The sequence below is a fragment of the Actinopolymorpha sp. B17G11 genome (assembly GCF_040196095.1).
Classification (GTDB): Bacteria; Actinomycetota; Actinomycetes; order Propionibacteriales; family Actinopolymorphaceae; genus Thermasporomyces.
In genome coordinates this window covers 252,309-278,052 of the sequence record NZ_JBEFTW010000001.1, presented here as the reverse complement: position 1 = coordinate 278,052, position 25,744 = coordinate 252,309, and the positions used below count along the sequence as shown (strand labels likewise).

General features: G+C 69.0%; 21 protein-coding genes and 1 pseudogene. 9 read left to right on the top strand and 13 right to left on the bottom strand.

Annotation, left to right across the window (positions count from 1 at the left end; genetic code table 11):
• Positions 1-92 precede the first annotated feature (92 nt).
• Entirely contained in the window at positions 93-728 is a 636-nt protein-coding gene (locus ABN028_RS01215; RefSeq protein WP_349329009.1) for an FMN-dependent NADH-azoreductase, read from the bottom strand.
• Positions 729-977: 249 nt separating this feature from the next.
• On the opposite strand from ABN028_RS01215, the gene ABN028_RS01210 reads away from it, so the two are divergent.
• Positions 978-1,331 carry a winged helix-turn-helix transcriptional regulator gene (locus tag ABN028_RS01210; RefSeq protein WP_349695278.1) on the top strand — a complete coding sequence of 118 codons (354 nt, stop codon included), beginning with the start codon at positions 978-980 and terminating at the stop codon, positions 1,329-1,331.
• 122 nt (positions 1,332-1,453) lie between these two features.
• Here the strand turns inward: ABN028_RS01210 and ABN028_RS01205 are convergent.
• Positions 1,454-1,627, bottom strand: a pseudogene (locus ABN028_RS01205) (DsbA family protein); the annotation flags it as partial.
• Positions 1,628-1,813: 186 nt separating this feature from the next.
• Here ABN028_RS01205 and ABN028_RS01200 point away from each other — a divergent pair.
• Complete coding sequence (locus ABN028_RS01200) at positions 1,814-3,139, top strand: NAD(P)/FAD-dependent oxidoreductase (protein ID WP_349695277.1); 1,326 nt, start codon at positions 1,814-1,816, stop codon at positions 3,137-3,139.
• A 126-nt stretch (positions 3,140-3,265) separates the two neighbouring features.
• Here ABN028_RS01200 and ABN028_RS01195 read toward each other — a convergent pair whose 3' ends face one another.
• From ABN028_RS01195 to ABN028_RS01180, 4 genes are all read right to left on the bottom strand, one after another.
• Positions 3,266-3,793 (bottom strand): SigE family RNA polymerase sigma factor, encoded by a 528-nt coding sequence (locus tag ABN028_RS01195; RefSeq protein WP_349695276.1) that lies wholly within the window; start codon positions 3,791-3,793, stop codon positions 3,266-3,268.
• Positions 3,794-3,928: 135 nt separating this feature from the next.
• Positions 3,929-4,858 (bottom strand): phosphotransferase family protein, encoded by a 930-nt coding sequence (locus tag ABN028_RS01190; protein WP_349695275.1) that lies wholly within the window; start codon positions 4,856-4,858, stop codon positions 3,929-3,931.
• An 11-nt stretch (positions 4,859-4,869) separates the two neighbouring features.
• Positions 4,870-5,856, bottom strand: a complete 987-nt coding sequence (locus ABN028_RS01185; protein WP_349695274.1) for an alpha/beta fold hydrolase — start codon at positions 5,854-5,856, stop codon at positions 4,870-4,872.
• Complete coding sequence (locus ABN028_RS01180) at positions 5,789-6,352, bottom strand: hypothetical protein (protein ID WP_349695273.1); 564 nt, start codon at positions 6,350-6,352, stop codon at positions 5,789-5,791. The genes ABN028_RS01185 and ABN028_RS01180 overlap by 68 nt, the downstream gene beginning before the upstream one ends.
• A gap of 160 nt (positions 6,353-6,512) precedes the next feature.
• Here ABN028_RS01180 and ABN028_RS01175 point away from each other — a divergent pair, with 160 nt between their 5' ends.
• Positions 6,513-6,809, top strand: a complete 297-nt coding sequence (locus ABN028_RS01175) for a hypothetical protein (protein WP_349329016.1) — start codon at positions 6,513-6,515, stop codon at positions 6,807-6,809.
• Between the two features lie 8 nt (positions 6,810-6,817).
• On the opposite strand, the gene ABN028_RS01170 is transcribed toward ABN028_RS01175, so the two are convergent.
• On the bottom strand, positions 6,818-10,723 hold the full coding sequence (locus tag ABN028_RS01170; protein WP_349695272.1) for a S8 family serine peptidase: 3,906 nt from the start codon (positions 10,721-10,723) through the stop codon (positions 6,818-6,820).
• A gap of 177 nt (positions 10,724-10,900) precedes the next feature.
• Between ABN028_RS01170 and ABN028_RS01165 the strand changes: the two genes are divergently transcribed.
• Both ABN028_RS01165 and ABN028_RS01160 read left to right on the top strand, forming a co-directional pair.
• A complete protein-coding gene (locus tag ABN028_RS01165) occupies positions 10,901-11,953 on the top strand; it encodes a helix-turn-helix domain-containing protein (RefSeq protein WP_349695271.1) in 1,053 nt (350 codons plus the stop codon).
• Complete coding sequence (locus ABN028_RS01160; RefSeq protein WP_349695270.1) at positions 11,953-13,251, top strand: MFS transporter; 1,299 nt, start codon at positions 11,953-11,955, stop codon at positions 13,249-13,251. The genes ABN028_RS01165 and ABN028_RS01160 overlap by 1 nt, the downstream gene beginning before the upstream one ends.
• Here ABN028_RS01160 and ABN028_RS01155 read toward each other — a convergent pair.
• The 5 genes from ABN028_RS01155 to ABN028_RS01135 form a co-directional block, all read right to left on the bottom strand.
• Positions 13,248-15,608: an ATP-binding protein gene (locus ABN028_RS01155; RefSeq protein ID WP_349695269.1), complete on the bottom strand. Its 2,361-nt coding sequence runs from the start codon at positions 15,606-15,608 to the stop codon at positions 13,248-13,250. The two genes, ABN028_RS01160 and ABN028_RS01155, sit on opposite strands and share 4 nt — an antisense overlap.
• Before the next feature lie 152 nt (positions 15,609-15,760).
• Complete coding sequence (locus ABN028_RS01150) at positions 15,761-16,093, bottom strand: LapA family protein (RefSeq protein WP_349695268.1); 333 nt, start codon at positions 16,091-16,093, stop codon at positions 15,761-15,763.
• Between the two features lie 87 nt (positions 16,094-16,180).
• Entirely contained in the window at positions 16,181-16,945 is a 765-nt protein-coding gene (locus ABN028_RS01145) for a class I SAM-dependent methyltransferase (RefSeq protein WP_349695267.1), read from the bottom strand.
• 119 nt (positions 16,946-17,064) lie between these two features.
• Positions 17,065-18,273, bottom strand: a complete 1,209-nt coding sequence (locus ABN028_RS01140; protein WP_349695266.1) for a low temperature requirement protein A — start codon at positions 18,271-18,273, stop codon at positions 17,065-17,067.
• 366 nt (positions 18,274-18,639) lie between these two features.
• Positions 18,640-21,354 carry a polysaccharide lyase 8 family protein gene (locus ABN028_RS01135; protein WP_349695265.1) on the bottom strand — a complete coding sequence of 905 codons (2,715 nt, stop codon included), beginning with the start codon at positions 21,352-21,354 and terminating at the stop codon, positions 18,640-18,642.
• Positions 21,355-21,837: 483 nt separating this feature from the next.
• Here ABN028_RS01135 and ABN028_RS01130 point away from each other — a divergent pair, with 483 nt between their 5' ends.
• From ABN028_RS01130 to ABN028_RS01120, 3 genes are read left to right on the top strand one after another with little or no spacing between them, the layout of a single operon-like run.
• Entirely contained in the window at positions 21,838-22,665 is an 828-nt protein-coding gene (locus ABN028_RS01130; protein ID WP_349695264.1) for an ABC-2 family transporter protein, read from the top strand.
• Positions 22,655-23,572 carry an ABC-2 family transporter protein gene (locus ABN028_RS01125; RefSeq protein ID WP_349695263.1) on the top strand — a complete coding sequence of 306 codons (918 nt, stop codon included), beginning with the start codon at positions 22,655-22,657 and terminating at the stop codon, positions 23,570-23,572. Before ABN028_RS01130 ends, ABN028_RS01125 begins: the two co-directional genes overlap by 11 nt.
• Positions 23,523-24,590: an ABC transporter ATP-binding protein gene (locus ABN028_RS01120; protein WP_349695262.1), complete on the top strand. Its 1,068-nt coding sequence runs from the start codon at positions 23,523-23,525 to the stop codon at positions 24,588-24,590. Before ABN028_RS01125 ends, ABN028_RS01120 begins: the two co-directional genes overlap by 50 nt.
• Here the strand turns inward: ABN028_RS01120 and ABN028_RS01115 are convergent.
• On the bottom strand, positions 24,579-25,013 hold the full coding sequence (locus tag ABN028_RS01115) for a DUF2237 family protein (RefSeq protein ID WP_349329513.1): 435 nt from the start codon (positions 25,011-25,013) through the stop codon (positions 24,579-24,581). The two genes, ABN028_RS01120 and ABN028_RS01115, sit on opposite strands and share 12 nt — an antisense overlap.
• Before the next feature lie 114 nt (positions 25,014-25,127).
• Between ABN028_RS01115 and ABN028_RS01110 the strand changes: the two genes are divergently transcribed.
• Positions 25,128-25,739 (top strand): CBS domain-containing protein, encoded by a 612-nt coding sequence (locus ABN028_RS01110; protein WP_349329514.1) that lies wholly within the window; start codon positions 25,128-25,130, stop codon positions 25,737-25,739.
• The last annotated feature ends 5 nt before the right edge of the window (positions 25,740-25,744 follow it).

Genomic DNA, 25,744 nt, shown 5'->3' with positions numbered 1-25,744 from the left:
CCCACGGCGGCGCCAGCTTGTCGAGCGTCCCGTCACGGCGTATAGCTGCGCAGCGCTGTCGCGGGTGTTGTGGTCCGTGACCGTTGGGGATTTCAGGCGGCGGCCGCGGTGGCGATCGTCGCGGCGAGCTCACGAGCACGGTCGTGGGCGTCGGCCATGGATGCCTCGTGCATCGGGAGAAGCTCCGCCAGGGACGGTATGTGGGGGGCCATGGTCAGCTCTGGGACCACGGTGGCGACATCGAGTCCCAGCAGTTCCTCTCGTCCGAGCACCGCCTCAGTGGTGGGCACGACGTAGTCGAAGCCGTGGTTGGGCGCGCCGGGACCGTAGCTGCCACCTCGGGCGGAGATCAGCACCGCCGGACGTCCGGCAGCCGGGGACGGCCTGAATGTGCGACCGAAGACGATGATCTGGTCGAGCCAGGCCTTGAACACCGACGGCATCGACAAGTTGTACATCGGTACCGTGAACAGGTAGGCCCTGGCGCCGAGGAACTCCTCGATGAGCTCGTCCTGCAATGCGGCTGCGGCAGCCTGCTCGTCGGTGTGATGGACGGGATCGGTGACGCGGGCGGTGATGCCGGCAGCACTGAGATGGGGCACGGGTGCTGCGGCGAGGTCGCGGTGGACAACCGTGCCGTCCCAGCCTTCGAGGAAGGACTGGGCGACCTGGCGCGAGACCGAGGCCTCGCCGAGCGCGGAGGAGTCAATGTGAAGCAGGTACGACATGGCTGGGTGTTCCCTTCAGTAGTGGCGTGAGAGCGCGCTCCAGTGCTCGACCAGAGCGAGTCGTTGTCGTGGAGTGGTGTGTGGAGTGGTGTGTGGAGTGGTGTGTGGAGTGGTGTGTGGTCGCCGACTGGGTGTTACATACTGGTAGTGCGGTTGCACACCAGATGAGAGGCGAGAGGGATGGCGTCAGCGCGACAGATCAGTGGTCCGTGCCAGGCGTGGCCAGAGGACAGCGCCTTCATCCGTGAGGTGCTCGATCGCATCGGTGACAAGTGGACAATGTTGGTCATCTGCACCCTGAGCACCGGCCCGCTGCGCTACTCCGACTTGCAGGTGAGCATCCCGGGCATCTCCCAGCGGATGCTGACCCAGACCCTCAAGCACGTCGAGCGAGATGGACTGATCACGCGGACCGCATACGCCGAGGTCCCGCCGCGAGTGGAGTACGAGCTGACCCATCTGGGGCGGTCCCTGTTGGATGCGGTGACGGCGATGGCTGGTTGGGCCGCCGCCCACCACAGTGAGATCGCCAGCAACCGGGCCGCCAGCGAACTGACCGGAGTCGGGCGAGGCAAGACATCGGTCAGCGCGTCGGCAGTCTGAGCCGCAGCGGCGCTCCTGGCGTGCGAGGGTCTGCATCTGGTGCTCGGCCCGGAGGACGTCGACGGCGGTTCCGCCGTGGCACGGAGGAAGCTCTTTTCGTTCTCCTCCGGCTCGTGCGGCGCGCCCGGGTCCAACTCGAACGACCGCATGACGATCTCGAACCGATCCGCGTCCGGACGCTGCGCGATCGCAGCCTGGAGTCGGTGCTTTCCGACATAGCACCACGGGCAGCCCAGGTCAGACCACACCTCGATGACGACCTGCGATCCCTCGGATTGAGTTGGCTGCTCAACCATCTTCCTTCTCACCTCACTAGTAGTGCGTAACACCATCATGAGTGAGTAAGAGAGAGCTTACAAAAGGCACTTTGAGGTGCGTCAGCATCGCTCCTCAGGCACTACACCCCCATCTGCGCAGAGCCGGTTTAGCGATGGACGGGCACGGGCACGTGACCTCAGTCCAGCACAGGCGAGGGGTCATGAATGGTGGAGTCCGCGGACGTACGGTCGACCATTCGCGATCTCTCGACGCGCCCGCGGATCGTCATCGTCGGTGCCGGGTTCGCGGGCTTCCATGCGGCCCGTCGGCTCCACCGGCTCGCCAAAGGCCGCGCCGAGATCGTGGTCATCAACCCGACCGACTACTTCAGCTATCTTCCGCTGCTTCCCGAGGTGGCCGCCGGCATCCTCGATCCGCGGGCCGTGACGGTGCCGCTGGCTACGAGCCTTCGCGGCGTACGACTGCTCCCCGGGGAGGTTAGCGCCATCGACCTCGACCGCCGGTCGGTGAGCTATGTCGACCCCGATCAACGCGACCACACGACCGGCTACGACCGGCTCATCCTCACTCCCGGCAGCGTGAACAAGCTGCTCCCCGTTCCGGGGGTGTGCGAGTATGCGCACGGGTTCCGCACTGTCGCCGAGGCGTTGTTCCTGCGCGACCACCTGATCGCCCAGATCGAGTTGGCCGACGCGAGCGACGACCCGGCCGAGCGGTCCGCACGTTGCACGTTTGTGGTCGTCGGCGCCGGCTACACCGGTACCGAGGTCGCGGCCGCCTGCCAGCTGTTCACCCGCAGGGCCGCCGACCAACGGACCGGCCTGGCCGCCGAGCCGCTGCGGTGGTTGCTCATCGACATCGCCGACCGGGTGCTGCCCGAACTCGACCAGCGGCTCTCAGCGACCGCGGAACGCGTGCTCCGCGGCCGTGGCGTCGAGATCCACACCGGCACGTCGGTGTCGAGTGCCACCGCGGAGGGGGTCGAGCTGTCGACCGGCGAGTTCGTTCCCACCCGGTCGTTGGTGTGGTGTGTGGGCGTACGCCCGGATCCGTTGATCGCAGGCCTCGGCCTGCCGACGGAGAAGGGGCGGCTCTGCGTCGACGAGTACCTCTCGCTCCCTGACCGGCCCGAGGTCTTCGCCTGCGGTGACGCCGCGGCCGTACCGGATCTCACCCGGCCCGGTCAGGTCACCCCGATGACCGCGCAGCACGCCCAACGACAGGGTAAGCAGGTCGCGGAGAACGTCGCCGCGTCGTTCGGTACGGGGCGGATGCGGCCGTACCGGCATCATGACCTCGGATTCGCGGTGGATCTCGGCGGTTTCGCCGCCGCCGCCAACCCCTTCCACGTGCCGCTGTCGGGCCCGACGGCCAAGACGGTGACCCGCGGCTATCACCTGGCGGCCATTCCAGCGAACCGCGCCCGGATCGCCGCCGACTGGCTGCTCGACGCGGTTCTGCCACCCCAGGTGGTCAGGCTCGGGCTCGTCCAGCCGGGCGAGGTCCCGCTCGACGCCGACCACGCCTGAGCGGTCGCGCCGCCCAACCGCGCCATCCTTACGCTGTTCCGCCGCCGGTCGGGGCCGGGTGGACCTCGGTGGCGAGCTCACACTCACCGTCGAGGGTGCAGCGCACACGTGCCTGCATGTCGGGCATCAGCTGCCCCCCTCTGCGGTCAGGTAGGACGTGGATCGGGGCTCGTCACCGGCAAGTCGTTCGCGCAGCGTGGCGATCGCGCGACTGGTCTGGCTCTTCACGGTGCCGACCGAACAGCCCAGTGCCTGCGCCGTCTCCGCCTCGCTGAGGTCCTCGTAGTAGCGCAGGACGACGGCCGCCCGCTGCCGTGGCGGCAGGCTGCACACCAATGTCCAGACCTCGGCCCGTTCGCCCATGTCGGGCGGACTCCACGCTTCCTCCTCTGGCACGTTGTCAGTACTTCGCTCGCGGCGGCGCCATGCGCGTCGCCACCAGGTGGTGTGCTCGTTGACCATGACGCGCCGGACGTACGCATCCAGCGAGCCCTTGTCGCGAATTCGCTCCCAGGCGAGGTACGTCCGGGCCAGCGCGGTCTGCGCCAGGTCCTCGGCAGTGTGATGGTCCCCCGTCAGCAGAAACGCCGTACGCACGAGCGCATGTTGCCGTGCTGCGACATACGCGCTGAACTCCGCGGTTCGATCCGCCACCGTCCACTCCTCCCGTACTTGTGGCCACAGCGATGCCACATCCGGAAAGGTTGTAAAACGGGCCTGTAGCCGAGCTGAACCGCACCCCGCCGAGCGGCGTCGACAGGCCAGCGGTCGCGCTGAACATGCGCCGGGTTACTGCCAGCGAGCGACGACCGCGGGCAGGGTGTCGGTCGTACCGGTCTCCAGCGCGTCACACACGGTCTCGACGCGGGAGGCGAGGGTGGCAGCTCGGAGGTCGATGCGGTGGCCGGACAGAGTTTCGTACTCCGCGGCCAGGCGGCGCAGCAGGTCCGCGGGGCCGTCCTCGAAATAGCGCAGGTCGAAACTCGGGACCCCGATCTGGACGCAGGAGAAGTCCCAGACGCCGGTGACCTCGCCGACCGGTCCGTCCAGGACCAGGTTGCCGACGTGGAAGTCGTTGTGGAGCACGACATCCGGGCCCGGAACCGCGCCGTTCCCCCAGGTCGCCGTGTGGTCCGCGAGCAGTCTCTCGACGGCTGGCCGTGCCTCGGCGGGAATCTCCGCCAGTCCGTTCACGATGAGCATGTACGGATCGGGGTCCGAGGTCTCGGCTGGACGAGGAATACCCAGCTCCGCGACGGTGGCCGAACTGAAGAAGGAGTGCATCGCCGCCAGGAACCGCGCCAGGGAGCCGGCGAGTGCGTCCCGCTGGTGTGCGGACGCGGCGAGGTAGGCCTCGGCGTCGAAGGACGCGCCGGTGAGTGTGCGATAGGCGGCGAACCGGGTGTGTCTACCGGTCCACTCCACCTTCGGGGTCTTGGCCGGCAGCCGACCACAGACGCGATCGAGGATGGCGAGCTCCCGCTCGAACGGCAGCTCGTCGTCGCGCGGGAACCGCAGGATCCACCCGTCGACGGTCTCCAGGACGACGTTCTCCCACCCGGACTTCAGTACGACACCGGCCAGGTCGACCTGCCGACCCTCCGCCGCGACCGCGGCGACGAGCGAGTCCAGGTCGAAGGCGCGGGCGACCGGCGCGGACTCGTGCCACTGAGGCTGGTCCTTCGACTCGGGCTGGCTCTGGTTCCGGGTCTGCTCCATGGGACCGCACGCTAACCCTGGCCGTCGCCGACCTCCACCGGTTTGCCAGCCGGATCGGCGGCCGGTGCGTACGCCTGGAGGAACTCGCCGACCACCGCGGCGACGGCTGCGGGTTCCTCGAACACCATGCCGTGGCTGGCGTCGAACTCCTGGACGCGGAGCTGCGGGTTCCGGGCAGCCAGCGCGCCGAGGTCGCGTCGGAGGCCGGTCCGCAACGCGTCGAGCAACGGCGCGAGCTGCGGCGGCACTCCGGGAAGGATCCTCGTGGCCAGTACCACCAGGAACGGACTCGTCACCTCGGCGAACACGGGCAGACAGTCCTTGAACTCCGGCAGGTCCCTCAAGGTCGCGCTGGTCGCCGCCGAGGGTCGCCACCAGGTGTTGCCGTCGTCGTCGACGCGGAGTCCGCGTTTCATTGTTGCGGCCGCCCGGTCAGGGTCGGCACCGATGGCGAGAGCGGCGGCGCGTTGCTGCTCGAGGAGCATGTCGACCATCGCCTCGGTCAGGGGCTGCGCCATCTGCCGGGCCTGCGTGTCGAAGAGTTTCTTCAGCGCGGCGAGATCCTGGATGACCTGCTCTGGCGGCATTCCCGCGTAGTTCCGGGCGTACGTCTCGGCCGACCGGTGACCGTCGAGGCTGACCACCGCCGGGCAGTCGGGGTGTCGGCGGGCCCACATGGCGGCGAGCATTCCGCCCATGGAGTGCCCGACGACGGCGGGGGCGTCCAGGGCGAGGCGTTCGATCACCACCTCGAGGTCGTCGAGGACCTCGGCCCAGCTCCACGGTCCGTCGCCGGGCCGGCCATGGCCGCGCAGGTCGAGCGCCACGACCCGATGCGTCTCGGTGAGTTGCGGCGCGAATCCCTCCCACGCAAGGAGGTTTCCACCGGCGCCATGGATCAGGAGTACGGGTGGACCGTCGCCACCGTGGTCACGGACGGCCAGGGGAACGGGTCCCGAGTCCACGATCGCTTCGCTCACCTCGGGTGGGGCGGCCATGCGTACCTCCTGGGTCCTGAGTCGGGGCGGTCCGGCGGAGTTCGACGAGGCGGGTGCGGACCGAAGCTGTCGTCACTCCGCCGTCCGGGTGGCGCCGCAACTTGCTCCGCTTCACCAGGTCATGAACCCCCTGCCGGGTGATGCCGAGCATCGCTCCGGCGACGGCGTACGACACCTGGGCGGCACCCGGATGGCCGACCCGCCGCGCGACGGCGCGCCCGAGCGGGGTCTGCCACCACTCCTCCGGCGGATCGAAAGGCGTGTCGCCGGGATAGAGCGCCGCGACGAGGCGGACAGCGAGCTGCCGTGCGCATGTGTCGTCGGGACCAAGCAGCTGGGCCGCCCACATCTCGGCGTCCCCGCGCATCTGCCGACGTATCGACTCGACTGCGGAGTCGGACTGCAGCAGCACGCTCAACGGATCGAGCAGCCGGCTCGTGACCACCCGGATCAGGTCGTCGCGCAGCTGCACGTGCTCCGCAGTCGACGCTCTCACCACCACACCCCTGATGTCCGCTCGCGCCGTGGTACAGACGCTACCAGACTACTTGACACTTTACGTCAAGTAGCGCCTGCTCTGCTGTTAGAAACTCAGCCAGACGCGTGGTAGCAAGGAAGGGCTGCGCAACGGCAGCAGCCAGAACAATGGGGGAGCCATGCTTCGGAAGATTCACGATCTAGGCATCAAGTCCGATCACATGTACTTGGCCGGACTCGCAAGCATCGCGTTGGCCGTCGCCACCTGGGCGGTTTCGATGCAAAAAGAGAAGGCTGGAATGGACCGCGCCGACCGCTGGGGGATCTTCGTCGGCGAATGGGCACCGACGTTCATCGCGCTCGGGAATGGGCTCCGCAGTTACGAGGCCCAGGACGTCCTTTCCGAACAGCATGAGCAGTTCGCACAAGCCGCGCATCCCGACACATCCGTCCCGGCTCAGGCATCGAAGGTCTAGACAGGCGCTCAGCGCAGCGCGTAGGCGTGCTCGACGGTCTGGACGACGGAATTGCCGCTGGCATCCTCGGCCCGGACCCGCAACGTCACAAAGCCGTTCGTCTCGCCCAGTCGCGGGTGCCGCACGACCCCGCGGAACTGCCCATGACCGGTGTCGTACACCGGCCGGACCTCGGACCAGCTCGCGCCGTCGTCGTACGAAACCCACGCGGCCAGCCCGTGCACGGGTGCGCCCGTCCAGCCGTCCTGGTGTCGCACAGTGAGGTCGAGCGACACCGCCCGGTCGGCCAGAGCACGGTTGCGCAGGTCAGTGTCGACGCGGTAGTCGACCTGCAGCAGTCCGAGCAGCTCCCGCTCACCCGCAGCCGGTGGGCGTGACGCGAACGTCCAGGACGTCTCGGTCGTCGGCGAGAACACCCATTCCGGCGACGGACGGCCGACGCTCAGATCGAGCCGGTACGTCCCGGGGCCCTCGGCGCCGCCGGCCGGGAAGTCGCCCCACGCCCAGTCCTGCTCGGCGATGAGCGCACCGTCGCGGAAGAGCCGCGCCTCCCCGACGTCGGACGGCACACCGAAGCCACCCTCCGCGAAGCCGTAGTGTCCGCGCTGCGCGTCGGCGAACTCCGGCACGCGGATCCGCAGCGTGTCACCTTCGCGGTACGACGTGAGACCGGGGACGTCGCGCGGGATCGCCGGGCGGATCACCGGGGCGTACCACTCCTCGTGCGCCTCCTGCCCGGCCTCGTACCGCCGCGGCGGCTGTGTCATCCCGCCCTGCAACGGGTTGATGGACTCGCCGGACGCGTGGTACTTCACCCGCTGCTGCCACCACGTGTCCCCGGAGCTGACGATCTCGCGCCGGACCATGGGGGTACGCACGAGGCGTTGGTACTGGTTGAGCGCCGAGTCCTGCCACGGCCGCCAGCCGAACCGCTGCTCCTTCGACCACGGGGCTCCACCGGGTTCGCGGTAGGAGGTGACGACGGTCGCGGTGTTCTCGTCGTTCACCCGGTGGATGATGTGTTCCGGGACGCGACCGAGTGAGACCTGCTGGATGTCGTAGAGGTACGGGCTGGCCGGCGTACCGCGCAGCTCCAGCGTCAGCTTCCCCTTGTCTGTCGTCGTTCCTGCCTCCGCCAGGCCACGGAGTTGGGCGCCGGCCGCATGGGAGACCAGGACCGCCATGGTGGGCAGCCGGTCGCTGATGGTGGGGTTCCACCGGCTCCACGGCTTGGCACCGTCGCGGACGCTGATCACCGCCATCGCAGCGCCTGCGGCCGCCGCATCGCGGGCGAGCTGGGTGTAGTTCGTGCCGGTCGCTGCGATGAGCGCGATCCGGTCCCTGACGTCGCGGCCGGCGTAGTCCTCCGGTGCTCCCGCGCCGACGTCGACCACGGGGAGGGTGCGTACGCCCTCCAACGCCGGAGACGTGCTGAGGTAGAACATTTCGACCGGCACCTCGGGCACGTGGCCGACCACCCGGGCATCGAGGAGCGGTGCCACCAGCTGCCAGCGCGATCCGAACTCGAACGTCCCCTCGGCGACCGGCGCGGTCGGTGTGACGTTGAGATGCCGGATGCCCGGGAACTTCATCACCGCGTTGGTGATCCGCCTTCCCGCGAACTCACGATGCGAGTGGAAGCTCAGGATCCCTTCCTGCACAGCGGGTTTCGGCGTCCAGATCGTCATCGGGTTCGCGTCCCGGGCGTCCAGCGTCACGTCCGTGTCACCGGTGACCTCGAACGCCGGGTCGATGATCTCCGAGACCTCCGTGTCCGGCGCCGATCCCTCGGTGACCATCCCGTGCAGGTGGTACGACCCCTCCGCGAGCTCGACGGTTCGGCTGCTCCCTGCCGGGATGTAGCTCACGACGTCGAAGCGGGAGTCCGCACCGAACAACGAGATCGGGTTGACGGTGACGGGCTCGCCGTCACGCCCGACCCCGCGGATCGTCACCGTGTGCCGGGGTGCCTCCTTCACCAGGCCGAGCGAGGTGTGGACGACGACCTGCCCGTCCGCGGTACGCCCGGTGAGGTGGCCGCCGAAGATGCCGCGCCCGAGCCGGGTCGGGTCGACCGTGACCGTCACCGTCGCGGTCGCGTGGGGCGGCACCTCCACGTTCGACGCGTCCAGTCGTACGGCGTCATCGGCGGGCGGATCGCCGGCCGCGTCGCGCAGGTCCAGATCCAGGTCCAGCGACACCGGCTCCGCGCCCAGGTTGGTGTAGGTGACCGGGCGGGAGAACTCCGCAGCCTCCGCCGATCCCGCTCCGGCCTCGTCGGCCATCACGCCGAGGTCCAGCGTGCCCGTGGCGTAGACGCCCTGCTCGATCGCGCGTGCCACGTCCACCCGCCCACCGCCCTGCTCGAAGACGGTGAGGTCGGCAGGTTTCGCGGTGCTGACCAGGGCGTCCTTGAGTCGGTCGGCCGACCAGTCGGGGTGGCGCTGCGCCAGGATCGCGGCGGCGCCGGCGACGTGCGGTGCGGCCATCGAGGTTCCTGAGGCCGCGGTGTACGAAGCGTCGACCGGGCTGCCCATGCTCGTGCCGCCCGCGCGGGCCGCGACGATGCCGACACCCGGCGCGGTGATGTCCGGCTTCACGGCGAAGTCGCCGAGACGAGGTCCGCGGCTGGAGAACTCCGCCAGCGACTCGTCCCGGTCGACCGCGCCCACGGTGAGTGCGGAGGTCGCGGCTCCCGGCGTACCCACCGTGAACTTCCCGTCTTTTCCGTCGTTGCCGGCCGACACCACGAACAGCGTCCCCGTCTGCGCGGTCAGCGTGTCGACCGCCTCGCTGATCGGATCCGTCCCGTCGGTCGGGCCGGCGCCGAGGCTCATGTTGACCACGCGGGCACCCGAGTTCGCCGCCCACTCCATGCCGTCGAGGACCCACGACTGCTGGCCCGTCCCGTTGTCGCCGAGCACCTTGCCGGCCATGACCGTCGCGCCCCTCGCCACACCGGTCCGGGCACCGCCGGACGCCGCCCCACTGCCCGCGACCGTCGAGGCGACGTGCGTTCCGTGGCCGACCGCATCGGCCGTCGACGGGCTTGTGGTGAAGTTGCGGGTCTCGGTCACGACGCCGGCGAGGTCGGGATGCGTCGTGTCGACGCCGGTGTCGAGTACGGCCACCGCGACGCCCTGTCCGTCGTAGCCGGCGGCCCACGCCTCGGGGGCGCCAATCTGGGCGACGCTCCGGTCGAGCGTGGCGTGCACCTGGCGGTCCAGCCGGATGCGGGCGATCCCACCGGCGAGCTTGGGCGCGCCCGCCATCTCTGCGTCCGGGGCCGAGGCCGGCCGGTCGTCGTCCACCGACGCCCAGAACCGTTCGGCGTCCTGCTTGTCGGCCGCGACCGCCTGCCCGTTGATGCTCTCGAGCCGGGGGCCGACGTCGGCCGCGGCGAGCGGAGCGGCCGTGCGCGCGTGGCCAGGATCGACGCCCTTTCGGTAGGTGAGGATCAGCGGGACGCTCGACCGATGCGCGTCGTCGTAGCCCTGCTCCAGCAGTTCTGTGATGTTGAACAGCGCCCGGTCGAGCTGACCCGACGCGAGATAGGGAACGACGTCGAGCGGGATCACCTGCAGCTCGTCGTCGACCTCGACCTGGCTGAACGACACCTCCGCCCGACCCTCGCCTGGGACGACGGTCACCGCCTGCCGCCCACCTTGAACCTGGTCGACATCCACCCGGTCGCCGGTGACGAGCGTGATGGACCGGGTCCTGCCCACGCCGGCATGGACGGACGTCGGCGACGCCCCTGCCGTCGCCACGCCTGGTCCGGCCGACCGGACGCCGGGCGTACCCGCCGCCGCCGGAACGACGGCCATCAACGACGCGGCGACGGCAAGCGCCGCGCAGCCGGCGAGTGCCGCGCTGCTGGTGCGTGCCCTCCCGGCGATGGTCCTCGTACGCATCGATCCGCCCCTCCAGCCGTTCCGGATCGGCGGGACGCAGGGCTCCGCCACCGGAACGCAAGGACTCCGCCACCGCACAGCGTCGGGCCAGGCACAGGCCGCTGTCACCGGTGCCGGGCTGCCGGACTTGCGACATGTCGCGTCTTGGACAAGCCGGCCGGATGGTCGAGGCTGTGCATGCGTACGACCGAATCGCCGCACGACCCGTCATGGGAGGTCCGCATGCTCGAAGCCGCCGGCGTCAGCACGGAGGAGGAGCGCGTCTACCGCCTGCTGGTCACGTCGTTCGAGACCGAGCCGGGCCGCATCGCGAAGCGGCACGGCCTCGAGGCCGGCGAGACACTCCGGATCCTCGAGTCCCTGCACGCGAAGGGCCTGGTCAGCCGGATGTCCGGCCCCACACCACGCTTCGCGCCGACCCCGCCGGACGTCGGCTTCGGCCCGCTGCTGCTCAAGGGTCAGGAGTCGCTGGAGTGGGCCCGCAGTGCGGTCGCCCAGCTCACCGAGGAGTACCGCAGCAGCGCCCGCCGCCGCGACGCCGGGCAGCTCGTCGAGGTCCTGACCGGCGCACCGGCGATCCGCCAGCAACTGCGCAACCTGCAGCTGGGTGCGCGGGAGGAGCTCGTGTGGTTCTGCAAGGCCGGCCATGTCGCCATGACGTCGAACGACAACACCGAGGAGTTCGACGCGCTCGCTGCCGGCGTCCGCTACCGCGTGCTCTACGAACGCGCCCTGCTCGAGGAACCCGGCATGCTCGAGAACGTCGCCGAGGGCATCCGGCACGGAGAGGTCGCACGCGCGACCGCGGACCTGCCCGTACGCCTGGTGATCGCCGACCGGTCGATCGCGATCTGCCCGCTGGTCCCGGTCGCCGACGGTCCTGGGGAGCCGACGGCGGCACTCGTCCGCGAGAGCAGCCTGCTGGCGGCGTTGCTCGCGTTGTTCGAAAGTTACTGGGACCGCGGGTCGCCGGTCCGGCTCACCGAGAGCCGGCCGGGCGACCCGGACGCCGAGGACGAGCGGTACCTGCTCTCACTGCTGGTCGCCGGCGTCACCGACAAGGCGATCGCGACCCAGCTCAGGATCAGCCAGCGGACCGTACAGCGGCGGATCCACGACCTGATGCGGCGTACGCACGCACAAACGCGCATGCAGCTCGCCTGGCAGGTGGCTAGGCTCGGCTGGCTCGACGCCCCAGGCTCGACGTCGGTGGAAGGGGACCTTCCGTAGTGCTCAGGCAGTGGAACGCCCTGGCGCGCTATCCCGACTTCCTGAAGCTCTTCACCGCCGACACGATCTCGGGGTGGGGATCGAGCATCAGCACGGTCGCACTGCCGCTGACGGCCGTGGTCGTGCTCGACGCCTCGCCCCTTCAGATGGGACTCCTGGGCGCCGCCACCTTCCTTCCGCATCTCGTGCTCGGCCTGCCTGCCGGCGTGTGGGTCGACCGGATGCCCTACCGCCGGGTGCTCGTCCTCGCCGACCTGGCGCGTGCCCTGCTCCTCGCCTGCATCCCGGTGCTGGCCGTGCTGGGCATGTTGGCGATGTGGCACCTGTACGCCGTGGCCATGCTGGCCGGTGTGGGGACACTCTTCGCCACCCTCGCCGCGATGTCGTTCGTTCCGCTGCTGGTGGGGCGCGCGCACCTGCTGGAGGCGAACAGTGCCACGGTGCAGAGCGCCTCGATCGTCCAGACCATCGGGGCGGCGACGGGAGGGGCACTCGTGCAGCTGCTCACGGCTCCGATCGCGATCGCCGCCGACGCGTTCTCGTTCCTGGTCGCGGGACTGACCACGATGTGGATCCGTACGCCCGGGGTGGTGGCGTCGGGCGCTGAAACGAGCAGGCCGCTCGCTGGCGAGGCGACCACCACGAACAACCCTTCGAGACAGCGCCTGTGGTCGCTGGTGGCACAGGGCCTGCGCGCCACCGTCGCCGACCCCATCCTGCGCGCCATCGTCCTGTCGGCGACGATCGGTGCACTCGCCGGCCAGATGCAGAGCGTCATGCTCGTCCTGTATCTCACCCGTCAGCTCGGCCTTGCACCCGGCGTCGTCGGGATCGCCATCGCCGTCAGCGGAGGGGCCGCGGTGCTGGGGGCGTTCGTGGCCGGTCCAGTCACCGGGCGGCTGGGCCACGGGCCGACGTTCATCGCCGGCGGGCTCATCGCCTCGACGGCAGGCCTCGTCCTCGCGACGGCGACGGGTCCGCTCCCCCTCGTGCTGGGCATCGTCCTGATCGGGCAGGTCTTTGCGGGAGGTGGGCCGCCGCTCTACGCCGTGAACCAGCGAACGATCCGCCAGTCCCTCGTCGCGCCCGAGATGCTGACGCGCATCAACGCCACCTGGCGGTTCCTCGTCTTCGGCGCCCAACCGGTCGGCGCTCTGCTCGGCGGCGTCGCCGGGGGTGCGCTGGGGCTCCGGTCGACGATGGTCGTCGCGAGCGTCGGCATGCTCACGGGTGTGGCCGTCGCGGTGATGTCACCGCTGCGTACTCTCCGCACCCTTCCGGGCGCTTCTGGAACCTAGCGTCCAGTGTCATCGGCGGCGTTCGGCTCGAATGAACTGTCCTGGCCGACCCACGCCGCGATCTGCGTGCGGGAGGTGAAGCCGAGTTTGGTGAAGATGTGGTCGATGTGGCTCTCGGCGGTCCGCTCCGCGATCACCAACTGCGCGGCGATCTCCCGGTTCGAAAGGCCATCGGCGACGAGCTTCGCGACATCTCGTTCCCGACTGCTCAGGGTTTTCTGGTCATCCTGGTCATGTGCGGCCCGTGCGCCTCTCTTCTTCTCACCGGTGGCGCAGGAGACGACCGCGTCGACGGTGAGGAGCGATCCGCGCCGGTACTCGTTTTCGTAGGGCTGATCGCCGAGAAGCGCACGCAGCCGCGCCTCACATCGCTCGCGCCAGTCCAGGAACGCCTTGTGCCCGTACAGAAACGTACCGATCGGCTTCCAGCGCGCATGTACCGCGCCGAGCAGTCGGGCCGCGCGAACCGCCATCGCGGTGTCCCCGGGAGTCGCCAGCGTCCACGCCAGGCACTCGGCGCTCAACAACGTGCCCGCAAGGTCGTGGAACGCGTGTTTGATCAGCAGTGACTCACGCAGCTGGGCGATGGCGTCCTCGATGTTCCCCGCGATCCAGTGGGCGAGGCCGAGTCCCCACAGCGTCCATGACAGTGCCCAGCGCTCGTCGTGGGTGCGGCAGATCCTCCCGCCTTCCTCGCAGAGCGCGACCGCCCGCTCGGTGTTCCCGCGCAGGCACATCGCGTACGCAAGGAAGAAGAGCGCGAGGATCAGCGGGGTGTCCGGCCTGGCATGCTCGGTCCGGTAGTACGCGATGGCCTCCTCCAGGCGCGCGACGGCGCTGGGCAGATCGTCGGCGAACTGCAACGTCAGCCCCGCGGCGCTGTTGGCATGGGCCGCGATGTCCTCCTCGCCGAGCTCCCGCCCGAGAGCCCGACAGCTGTCGAGCATGTCCAGCGCGGTGGCGATGTCGCCCTGCCTGGTGGCGACATAACCGCAGGCCCACAACGCCTGTGCGCGCTCCCGACACGATGTCGTGTCGAGCTGGAGGGCCCGGTCGAGCCATGACCTACCGTCGAGGAGGAATCCGCAGGGAATCCAGTAGGGCCACAGGGCGCCGGCCAACCGCAGCCCCGAGCGGTTCTCCCCGTGCTCGGACAGGCAGTACTCCAACGCGACGGTGAGGTTGGCGTACTCACTCCGCAGGTTCCTGGCCAGATCGAGCTGGGCCTCGCCGAACCACGCCGACTCCACCCGTTCCGCGAGGTCCAGGTAGTGGTCCCGATGCCGGCGCCGTAGCGTGTCGCTCTCGCCATCGCCAAGCCGGCTCCTGCCGTACTCACGAATCGTCTCCAGCATCCGGTAGCGCGCCTCAGGAGCGTCCTGGTCCAGTGTGAGGATGGACTTGTCCGAGAGTCCGCCGAGGACGGAGAGCAGGTCGTCGGCCGGCAGACTGGCGTCGGTGCAGACCATGGCGGCAGCACCGAGATCGAAGCCGCCGGCGAACACGGACAATCGTGCCCACAGAACCCGCTCCGGCGGTGAGCACAGCTCGTAGCTCCAGCCCATCGCGGCATCGAGCGTGGCGTGTCTCGATGTCGTGTGGTCGTCGGCGAGTACGCGGTAACGATCATCGAGCTGGGCGAGCAGCTGGCCGATCGACATCCTCCGCAGCTGTGCCGCAGCCAGCTCGATCGCCAGCGGGAGCCCCTCCAGAAGGTGGCATATGCGAGCGACGGCCCTGTCGTTCGACCGGTCCTTCGCGACGCCTGGCAGGACCGACTCCGCCCGCTGCCAGAACAGGTCGATCGCTTCGTACCGGCGGTCATGCCCGGCACCCGGGTCGAGGGCGTCCTGGGGCGGTACGGACAAGGGAATGACCGGCCAGACGTGCTCGCCGACGATCCTCAACGGCTCCCGGCTGGTGGCCAGTACGCGGATGTCCGGCGCGGTCCGCAGGAGCTCCGCCACCAGGCGCGCGCTCGCGTCCAACACGTGCTCGCAATTGTCCAGAACAAGGAGAAGTTGCCTGTCCTGGAGGTACTCGACCAATGCCCGCTGTGGTTCGCGGATCGCGGTTTCCTGCAGGCCGAGGGTGGCCGCCACCACATGGTCCAGGAGTAAGGGATCATCCAGCTTGGCCAGGTCGACCAGCCACACCCCGTCGTGGAACGCGCGTCGGGACTCCCACGCCACGTGCCGGGCCAGACGGGTCTTTCCGACCCCTCCGACACCTGTCAGAGTGAGCACGCGCGCCTCGGACAGCTTTCGCCGCACCTGCGCCGTCGCCTCGCGGCGACCCACAAAACCGGGCAGGTCCGTGCGCAGGTTGCCTTCCTCGCGAACCGCGACTCTCGTCATAATCCACACCGGCGTGGTTCTGCTGGCTCCTCACCACGCCTTCTTCATCCTAAAGCGCGCTGGACGAGGTGCGGCGTGCCCAGGTGACCTGACCCCCGGCTCCTGGCCTCGGCGACCGTCCCGTGTGATCGGCTCGTGGACTGGTCGGAGCGTCACCTGTGGTGACCGACAAGGCGGCCGAACTGGGCGAGCAGTAGTCCGCCCGCGACGGCGATCAACGCCACGATCGCTACCGGAGCAGAACCCCGCATCCACAGGAAGGAGAATTCGGCGGTGCCGGTGTTCTGCAGCATGAACACGGTCAGCGCGACGAAGACCACGGTTGCCGCACCGACGCTGACCATCCAGGGCAGATTCGCGGGGCGGCGGGCAGCCGGAGACTCGCTGGTCGGCGACAACCCGTACCCTGCGGGCATCGGGCTGTCCGACGGCCTGTCCGCGCTCGGATCGTTGGAATTGTCGCGGTTGCGATACATGACGTTCATGGCATCCCCTTTTGGTAGCCGGGTGGCTGGCAACCTCAGGCTCGGGGATGTCGTCAATTCCGGATACGTGAAACTGTACCCGACAAATCATTGAACAGGTGTTGTTTCCCGGGGCGCAAATAGACCATCGCATTTCGGGCCGGGTGCGGCAGGGCCGATCATCTGGTCATCCCCGTCCGACAGCCTTGAAGAACGTGTAGCAGAAAGTCCCGTCGTCTTCGGCGTGCGATACAGATCCCTGATACCGGCCGCCCAGTCCGCCTCGTTCATCATTCCCTGTCCGACGGCCTGCTCTCCGACCCCTTCGACCATGGCGGTGAAGGTCTTCCGCGTGAAGCCGTCAACCAGGGCAGGCCTGCTGGCATCGACGTACACCATCCGGGGTGAGACGTGAACGTCGCGATAGCCGGACCGGACCAGGAGCGGATACAGCCGTCGACCGATCAGGGCGTCGCCACCGGCCTGCCGCTGGAGATCGACCAGGCACTGGACGGCTCGGCGCGCTGGCTCGCTGTCGGGGTGAAAGTAGGTGGATCCATGGTCACCTTCGATGACGGTGATCGAGCCTCCGGGCTTGAGCACGCGCGCGAGTGCGGCCAACGCCTCGGTCGGATTCGGCAGATGCTCGAGGACGAAGCACACGAAGATGTGGTCGAAATGATCGTCTGGAAAAGGGAGGTCGAAGATGTCCGCCTGCCGGAACTCCACATTGCCCAGGCCCGCTTCGTCGACCCGCTGCTTCGCCGCTGCCAGCGATTCATCGGAGATGTCGACGGACGTGATGTCCGCCTGCGGGCTGTTGCCGGCCAGGATGACGGTCTGCGCACCGACGCCGCAGCCCGCCTCCAACACCCTGCTGCCGGGAGGAAATCGGGTGTCGGCGTGCAGAAGCTCGGTCAGTGTCGCCGCCTGGTCACCGAGGCGCGTGCCCTCCACTGCCGAATAGCCGTGGACGTAATCGTTCACCAATGTCATCTCCCAGCAGGCTGGTCCTCGAGTCTGTCCCCGGAGGAATTATCTCGGGTGGCGATCACGAAGGTCACCGCGGCAAGGCCGGTCAGAAGCAGGCCGCTCAGCAGCACCGGGACCCCCGTCCACGTGGTCGCCAGCACCAGGACGGCGGTGACCGGGTACAGCACCGTGCGGGCAGCGCGGACCCCATGCGGTCGTACGTGCAGGAACCACAGCGTGAGCAGGTAGACCGCCACCGGAACCGTCACGGCAGCTCCCGCGCCGGTCCGGCCCAGCTCGCCATGATCGGTCTGCTGGTCGATGACCACGGACAGGCCGGCGCCGACGGCGGCCGCCGCGGCGAAGATCAGGTAATGACCGTAGCTCCACACGAAGGCTGCCCGGTTCGTGTCGAGGAACCGGGCCGCGGGCTTGGCGAAGTACAGCCACCACATCGCGAAGACGATCAGCAGACCGCCCAGCACGACCTCGTACAACGCCGCGCTGGCACGGTTCTCGTCGAGCGCCGTCTGCACGGCGATCGTCGCGGCGAGGACCGACTCGCCGAGCACGATGATCGTGAACAGTCCATACCGCTCGGCGATGTGGTACCGATGCCACGCCGTCCGCCCGGCACGTTCGGCCCAGACGGGCACGCACACTTCCGCGACGACCAGGATTCCCCAGCCCCACAGGGGCCAACTCCCCTCGATGAACAGCACGGTCCACCCGAGCATGCAGACCGTGAGCCCGATGACGAAACGAATCGCGGTGGCCCGGCCGGCCGGGTTGGCGAACGCCGCTCGCAGCCACTGGGCGACCAGGGCGATCCGCATGATCGCGTAGCCGAGCACGATGATCCCGAAGTCGCGGGAGTCGAACGCCCGCGGAACCCCGGCCGCGATCACCAGGGTGCCCGCGATCTCGACCATCGTCGCCAGCCGGTACGGCACGTCGTCGTTGTCGTAGGCGGAGGCGAACCAGGTGAAGTTGACCCATGCCCACCAGATCGCGAAGAACACCGTCAGGTAGCCGAGGACGCCGCCCGCCACATGGCCCGCGGAGACGGCGTGGTGCAGGTGCGCGGCAGCCTGGGCGACGGCGACGACGAAACAGAGATCGAACAGCAACTCCAGTGGTGTCGCGCTCCGATGCGCCTCGGTCATGTCTCGGCTGGACAGCCGCCGACGCCATCGGGTCGCCGTCACACCGTCGACGCGTTCCGTCATGTGAGCCCGCCTGCCCTTCGTCCGCGGCCTCAACGTACGACAACCGGCCACGGGCGTGGAAGTAACCCGCCCGCGATGCCGCGTATGTGCCGCGGGTTTGCAGCAGCGCCGCACGGGCGAGATGGCGCTGATTCTCGCGGATCGCCTTGGAAACAACGTGCTTTCGCGAATCCGGACGTGATCAACATCTGGTAGAATCGTCGGTATGTTCGATTGCGGGGGTGTGGATTTCTCGGTGTTGGCTTCGGCTGTGCCGGCGACCCACGCCCGGCGGATCAAACGAGCCGGGGATGTTCGGACGTTGGCGCAGATCAAGGCTGATGTGTTCCTCGACCTGCTCCGGCGCACTGCCAGCAGACTCGGCCGCTACGACAGCCGGGCGATGAGGCGCTGGGCGAGGTCATCGAGGATCCCGGTCGCGGATTCATTGATGCCATCGCCCCGGTGTCCGGCGACGGTTCTGCGGAACGCATCGACGAGTTCGCGAGACGGCTTGCCGTCCTCGACCGCCGCCTCGATCGTCGTCAGCTGGCCCTCCAGCGAGGCGTAGGCACCCTCCGCCTCGCCGCGGTCCCGCAACTCGTTCAGCCGAGCGCGGACGTCAGCCACCGTGAGCGGTGCGTACGCGACCCGGAGCGTACGACTGGCACCGCCCGCACCGGTCAGGTCGACCTCGACGGTGAGCGGGTCGAGTGACGTGACGGTCAGCCCGTCGTCAGCGGACACGACATCGGTCGCGGTGACCGCCACGCCCAGGGTCAGGGTCGTCGCGAGGTGGGTGGGGTCGGCGACCGCCAGGGCGAGCTCGCTGTCTCCTTCCTCGACGACGACGGACACACCGCCGGTCGTCGAGACGAGGGACGCCTCGCCCGGTTGCCAGAAGTTCGCGCACAGCACGCCGGCGTCCAGCCGTCGCGCGGCCTGGACGGCCGAACTGTTGGCGACGATCGCCGTCTCGGGGCGCTCGCTGTAGCGCGCCGTCTCGCCTGCGCCCGCCGTCGGCAGCAGGACGTACGCATAGCTGTCGTCGGCCGGGTCGACACCGTGGTCCAACAAGGCGGTGAGGTAGTTCGCCGTGATCGGATCATCCTTGGCCCACACGGGATGATGGGTGATGTCGGACCACTTGCCCGTCCGCGCCTCGCGGAGCACCTGCAGGGCGACCGGCTTCGGGAACACGTACCCGCCGGTGTCCTCCACGTGCAGCCAGCGGGCGTTCTTGACGGTCGCGGAGTCTCCGAGCGACTTGACGATCTGGTCGCCGTTGGCGCGCACCTTCTCGTCGCCGGTGTCGCCGAGGCGGCGGTTCTCGACGATGGTCTCGGCCCTGCGTCCGTCGGTGGCGGTGATGCCAGCACCGAGTGCGACCACCTCGTCGTCGAAGCACATCCACGACTTGCGTACCGTCAGCGTGCCGCCCTGGGCCGTAAGATGCATGCCGCCCGCGGTGAACCGGTTGTCGAGGAACGCTCCGCCCGCCCACGGGTTGGGGCCGACGGCGTTGCGTCCTTCGCCGAGCGTGCGTGGCCGGACGTCGACGGTCGTACCAGGAATGCGGTACGGATCGATTGTCGGCCAGTACGCGTCGACGTAGCGGCCGGAATCATCGGCATGCAGGAACGTCGCGCCGTCGGCGGTCATCCAGGCCTTGAAGTTCTCGGAGTTGATCGACTCGAACCGCGCGATCCGGGTGGAGTTCATCGCGATGCCGAGAAGCCAGCCGGGACGCCGGTGGACGATCCGGTCCTGATGGTGGAACACCTTGCTGAGCAGGAGTTCTCCACGGCGTTTCGTCGTGTCGTCGTCGATGAGCGCCTTGGCCGTCAGCACGATCGGGATGTTGCGCTGCGGCGTCGGGTCGTCGAACGTGTCGCTCAGCAACCACTCCTTGAGCACTGAACGCAGCCAGTCGCGTTGGTCGTCAGGCGCGCTCGCGGCGAGCCCGATCGCGGCTTCGAGGACGTAGTGGCCGTGGTAGTGCTCGTGCTCGTTGTAGCGGGAGATCGTCCGGCCGCTCACGCTGTCCAGCAGGGCGCCGCGCCAGATGACCGGATCGAACGTGTCGCGGATCCAGGCGTACACGATCGGGGCGTCGACCTGCCATGCCGTGTTGGCGACCGTTCCCAGCAAGGGGACGAGGGCGTCGAGGATGGAGGCGCCGTAGGCACCGACGTACGGATACGTGCGGTGCTGGAGGAACGAACCGTCCCGGTAGAAACCGTCACCGCTCGTGGCGTACTCGAAGACCGGTACGAGGCCTTCGGTGCCCTTGGTGACCGCATCGGCGTTGCCGGCCAGTGCGCCCCAGCCGACGACGACATTGGCCGACAGCGCGCGGTTGGCCGCGGTGGCGAAGGGCTCGGGCGTGAAGTTGGCGACCGCGCGGGTGTAGGCCGCCACCTGCTCGGGCGTGAGCTCGGCGTAGGTCAACACCACGGCGTCGTTGAACGCCTGCGGCCCGCTGATCTGCCACTCGTACCAGTTGCCGATGATCTCGCCGTCCTCACGGTAGTAGTGCGCGACCATCCAGTCGAACGCGGCGATGATGTCGGCGAGCAGGTCGGCGTTGCCGGTGAGATCGGTGCCAGGTGTGGCCCAGGCCAGCGCCATCTGGCGTAGCCGGTAGAACGACACCGAGATCGCGAACGAGATCTGCACCTCGAGTTGGGCGTCTTCCCAGAGGTAGGTCCGTTCGGCGGATCGGTCCATCGTGGACCAGTAGGTCTGCCCTTCCTCGGCGATGCGGGCAAGGACGGGAGCGATGTTCGGATCGGTGGGGTCGTAGTCGGCGGCCACCCACAGCGAACGCCACTGCTCGCGCATCTGCGTGAACTCGTCGGCCGCGGCCGCCACTGCGCCGGCCGATGCGCGCTCCGTCGCGGTCGCCGTAGTGGACGATCCTGCGGTCGCCGCCGCGGTTGCCGCCGCCGCGGGCGCCGGCCGGGCCGCCATCGACGCCGCCGCGCCAGCCACCGTGACGGCCGCACCGGACAGCAGCAGGGCGCGGCGTGAGAGTGCGGCACGGCCGGGCAGCGCGGCACGGCCGGAGTGGGGACTGCGGGAATGGCTCGATGCGCTCATGCGAAATCCCTTGCTCGTCCTGAGTGTTTGCTCGTCCTGGGCGGGGGCCGCGCGCGTTCTCGGTCGTGAACGGCGACGCCGGAGGATGCTAGGTGGCGCCGGATATGGCGTAAACACGATGTGCACGCGAACGACCTGCCGATGCCCGCAACTGGCCCGAACTGTCCCGCAGAGAGGGCCACATGAGGTCTGGTCAACTGTGGTCTGACCATTTGTCTGATGGGGTGACGCTTGCCCTTCACGTCACCGTCGCGGTCGTCGCTGAGGCTGTCCCCACCGGATGTGCACAAGGTCGCCCAATCTGGCCTTGAGCGCGAGAGCGACGAGGGCAGCGGGTTGCGTGGGAAATGGGTCGCTGCGCGGAGCGCGGGTGGTGCACGCTTCTCCGGTGCGCTCCGACGATCCACCCTCAACCTTCCGGCACCGACGCGCTTGGCGGCCTGTGGCAGCCCCGCCGCCTCGGCTCCGACCTTCCTCGCCGCGATGAGCGCCACCGCGAGCACTGTGACGGGCGCCAACCGGCTCCGTGTGGTCCGTGCGTACACCAGAACGATCGGGATGTACGCCACAGAGGCGGTCGGTGACAGCTGGCTGATGTTCGCCGACGCCGGCCTGCGGATCGCACGGGTGCTCGTCCTGCTGGCGATCTGGCGGACCCTGGTCGACCCCGGCGAGGTCGTGGGTGGCTTCACCCTGCCGGCCCTGCTGACCTACACGCTGGTCGCCGAGATGTTCGCCCAGCAGCTGATGGCGAAGTCCGATCTGGACCTCTGGCTGTGGGAGGGCACGATCGCGAGCCGGCTGCTCCACCCGATGAGTCTCGTCGGGCAGCTCGTCGCGCAGCTCCTCGGCAGCTGGCTCTTCGGGATCTGCGCCGTCACGCTCCCCATCCTGGCGTTGTCGCCGCTGCTCGGCGTGGATCCGGCGCCGGCATCGTGGCTCGGCGGGGTGGCGTTCGTGCCCAGTCTGGTGTTGTCCGTCGCGATCGCGCTCGCGATGGACGTGATCCTCGGCGCGGTGACGGTGGCGTACGGACTGAACACCTGGCTCGTCGGCATGCTGCGGATGGCGCTCTTCGGCCTTCTCGCCGGCGCCGTTCTTCCGCTCGCGATCCTTCCGTGGCGGTGGGGGAAGGTCTTCGACTGGTTGCCGTTCGCGTCGATGGTGTCGGCGCCGCTGCGGATCTACACCGGCACCGGCGACCCGCTGCTGCTGATGCCTGTCCAGGCCGGATGGGTCCTGGTGCTGTGGCTGGTGGCGGGACGGGTCTGGTGGCGGAACAGGGAGAGGCTGGTCGGCTATGGCGGTTGAGATTCCACCCCGGAACGCCGATCCGCGAGGCGGCGACCAGAGCCCCGGAACCCGCCGCTCGGGCGTCCTCTACGCAGTACGCCAGCTCCTGCGGTTGTGGGGACTCTTCGCCCGGATGGACCTGCTGTGGCTGTCCCGAAGTACCCGCGACGCCCTCATGTGGCTGGTGTCCGACCTGGTCGCCCGGCTGGCGGGCATCATGACGACGCTGCTGCTCGCCGAACGCTTCCACGGCATCGGCCACTGGTCGAAGGCACAGATCATCTTCATGCTGGGTTACGCGATGGTCGTGGGCGGCGTACTGGACACGTTGTTCGGCTACAACGTCAAGATGATCAGCCGGCGGATCGGACGCGGGCAGCTCGACCACATGCTCGTGCAGCCGCAGCCGTTGTGGCGGTTGATCCTCACCGAGGGCTTCATGCCGTACTCCCAGCCGATCGTGCTCGTGGTCGCCGGCGCCCTGCTGGCGTGGTCGTCCACCCAGCTGGCGGTCGTCGTCACGCCGCTGTGGCTGCTGCTGCTCGCCGGAAACCTCCTGGCGTCGGCGGTGATCGTTCTCTCGGTGCAGCTGAGCTGGGGAAGCCTGGCTTTCTGGGCACCCAGGTCGGCGGAGGAGATCACCATGTCCACCGACGCCATGGTGGGCTCGCTCGGCACGTTGCCGCTCGACAACGTGCCGCGGGTGCTCCTTGGCGGCCTGCTCACCGCCATGCCGGTGGGCTTCGTCGCCTGGGTACCAGCGCGGGCGATCACCGGGGTCGCGCCGCTGTTTCCCGGCGCGCTCGTCACTCTCGTGGCCGCGCCGGTGTTCTTCGCCGTCGCCGTTCTCGTCTTCCGGAAAGGACTCCGTCACTATGGCCGTGTCGGTTCGAAGCGTTACTCCCCGTTCGGACACCGTCGTTGAGCTGACCGGCGTCCACAAGCGCTACGAGCAACGCCAACGCTCCGAACGCCTGCGCGACGCCCTGACCAACCTGCTCCGTCCCCGGACCGAGATCATCACCGCGCTCGACGGCATCGACCTCTCGATCCACCGTGGGGAGATCGTGGCGTACGCAGGTGCCAACGGCGCCGGCAAGAGCACCACCATCAAGCTTCTCTCCGGACTACTCTCCCCCGACGCCGGCACGGTCCGGGTCTTCGGCATGGACCCGGTCCGGCAGCGGGTGCCCTACGTACGCAAGATCGGGGTGGTCTTCGGCCAGCGCACGGATCTGTGGTGGGACCACCCGGTGGCGGCCGCCTTCGAGTGGAAGCGGGTCGTCTGGGACATCCCGCGAGAGCGTTATGACCGGATGCTCGGCTATGTGAAGGAACTGCTGGGCCTCGAGCCGTTCTTTCAGACGTTGGCGCGCGAGCTGAGCCTCGGACAGCGCATGCGCGCCGACCTCGGACTCGCCCTGCTGCACGAACCTGCCCTGCTGCTGCTGGACGAGCCGACTCTCGGTCTCGACGTCCTGGCCAAGCGCCGGATGTTGGCGAGCATCGTCGACCTCAACGCCAGCAGGGATCTGACGGTTCTGGTGACGAGCCACGACATGCCGGACCTGGAACAGCTCGCGTCCCGCGTCGTCATGCTGCACCAGGGCTCGGTCACGTTCGACGGTGCGTTCACCGAGCTGCGAGCGACGTTGGGCGACCGCCGCCGGTTGGTGCTGCAGACGCCGGACGGGGTCGGCGCCCCGGCGCTCGACGGTGCGTCACTGGTGGGCAGTGAGGGCGGCCGGCACGAGTACGCGTTCGACGCCGCGCAGGTCCCGATCGCCCAGATGCTCGCCCAGGCAGGAGAACGCGTACCCCTTCTCGACGTCGAGACCCACCGCGAGTCCATCGACGAGGTGGTCGCCGACATCTACGAGGGCTTGCTCGGCCAGTCGACGCCGACGCCGACCCCGGCGCCGGCCACGGACTCAGGTGAGTGAGCTCGGATCGGCCGGTACGTCGACCGCGTGCGCCCGGAGGGTGTCCAGCGGCACGATGTCAGTGGCCCGCTCGTGCGTGGCGGCAAGGACCACGGGCGCGGCGACGCCATCCTCGTACGCCTGCAGCCAGCGGGCCGCCACCACGCACCATCGGTCACCGGGGACGAGCCCGGGAAAGGCGAATGCCGGCCGCGGCGTGGTCAGGTCGTTGCCGACCGCGCGCTGATGGCTCAGGAACTCCGCCGTCATCACGGCACACACCGTGTGGCTGCCGAGATCGTCCGGTCCGGTACGGCAGGTCCCGTCCCGGTAGAACCCGGTCACCGGATCGGTGCCGCACGGTTCCAGCGCCTCGCCGAGCACATTCCGCTCGCCCCTGCCGGCGGTCGGATCGCCCTCGTGCACATTCCGGTCGCTTGTCACGGCACCTAGCCTCGCACGTCCGGCCGGCCCGAAGGACCTTCGGCCCTACGGCTGCCTCCGGAGGGCACCCGACAGTGAAGGTGGGGCAACATCCTCCAGGAGGGCAGGTCGATCATGCACGCAGTGGTAGGCGATCGCATCGAGGTCCGGACCGGCACGCTGGACCGGCCGCCGCGGCTCGGCACCGTGCGGGAAGTCCTGAGCGGGGCGGAGGCCGAGCACTTCCTGGTGGGGTGGGACGACGGGCACGAGTCCCTGCTCTACCCCGGTTCCGACACCCACATCATCCCGGCGCAGACCTCCCGTGAGCGGCCGCTCCCGGAGCCGGAGGCGGCACCGGCCGCCCCGGGTCCCAGCGACCCGGTGGAACAGATCATGAGCTCCCCGGTGGCCACCGTGGACGAACACGACTCGCTGCGGACCACCGCGGTGACGCTGGCGGACGCCGAGGTCGGCGCCCTCGTGGTGATGAGCGGACGGACACCGCTCGGTGTCATCTCCGAGCGTGACGTCGTGCACGCCCTCGCCGCGGGCGGGGACCCGGACGAGGTGTGGGCCGCCGACGTGATCGGCATCAGCGTCGTCTGGGGGAGCCCGACCGACACCATCCGGCGGGTGGCCGAGCTCATGCGTGACGCCGACGTACGTCATATACCCCTGCGGGTGCAGGACTCAGTGGTCGGAATGGTCTCGATCCGAGACATCCACAAAGTCCTCCTGGGGTAGGAACC

Coding starts and splice junctions, on each gene's coding strand:
- ABN028_RS01125 (WP_349695263.1), top strand. CDS start 22,655: ATGGCGGTTGAGATTCCACCCCGGAACGCCGATCCGCGAGGCGGCGAC.
- ABN028_RS01165 (WP_349695271.1), top strand. CDS start 10,901: ATGCGTACGACCGAATCGCCGCACGACCCGTCATGGGAGGTCCGCATG.
- ABN028_RS01185 (WP_349695274.1), bottom strand. CDS start 5,856: ATGGCCGCCCCACCCGAGGTGAGCGAAGCGATCGTGGACTCGGGACCC.
- ABN028_RS01190 (WP_349695275.1), bottom strand. CDS start 4,858: ATGGAGCAGACCCGGAACCAGAGCCAGCCCGAGTCGAAGGACCAGCCT.
- ABN028_RS01175 (WP_349329016.1), top strand. CDS start 6,513: ATGCTTCGGAAGATTCACGATCTAGGCATCAAGTCCGATCACATGTAC.
- ABN028_RS01110 (WP_349329514.1), top strand. CDS start 25,128: ATGCACGCAGTGGTAGGCGATCGCATCGAGGTCCGGACCGGCACGCTG.
- ABN028_RS01130 (WP_349695264.1), top strand. CDS start 21,838: ATGAGCGCCACCGCGAGCACTGTGACGGGCGCCAACCGGCTCCGTGTG.
- ABN028_RS01140 (WP_349695266.1), bottom strand. CDS start 18,273: ATGACGGAACGCGTCGACGGTGTGACGGCGACCCGATGGCGTCGGCGG.
- ABN028_RS01135 (WP_349695265.1), bottom strand. CDS start 21,354: ATGAGCGCATCGAGCCATTCCCGCAGTCCCCACTCCGGCCGTGCCGCG.
- ABN028_RS01200 (WP_349695277.1), top strand. CDS start 1,814: ATGGTGGAGTCCGCGGACGTACGGTCGACCATTCGCGATCTCTCGACG.
- ABN028_RS01155 (WP_349695269.1), bottom strand. CDS start 15,608: ATGACGAGAGTCGCGGTTCGCGAGGAAGGCAACCTGCGCACGGACCTG.
- ABN028_RS01150 (WP_349695268.1), bottom strand. CDS start 16,093: ATGAACGTCATGTATCGCAACCGCGACAATTCCAACGATCCGAGCGCG.
- ABN028_RS01215 (WP_349329009.1), bottom strand. CDS start 728: ATGTCGTACCTGCTTCACATTGACTCCTCCGCGCTCGGCGAGGCCTCG.
- ABN028_RS01120 (WP_349695262.1), top strand. CDS start 23,523: ATGGCCGTGTCGGTTCGAAGCGTTACTCCCCGTTCGGACACCGTCGTT.
- ABN028_RS01170 (WP_349695272.1), bottom strand. CDS start 10,723: ATGCGTACGAGGACCATCGCCGGGAGGGCACGCACCAGCAGCGCGGCA.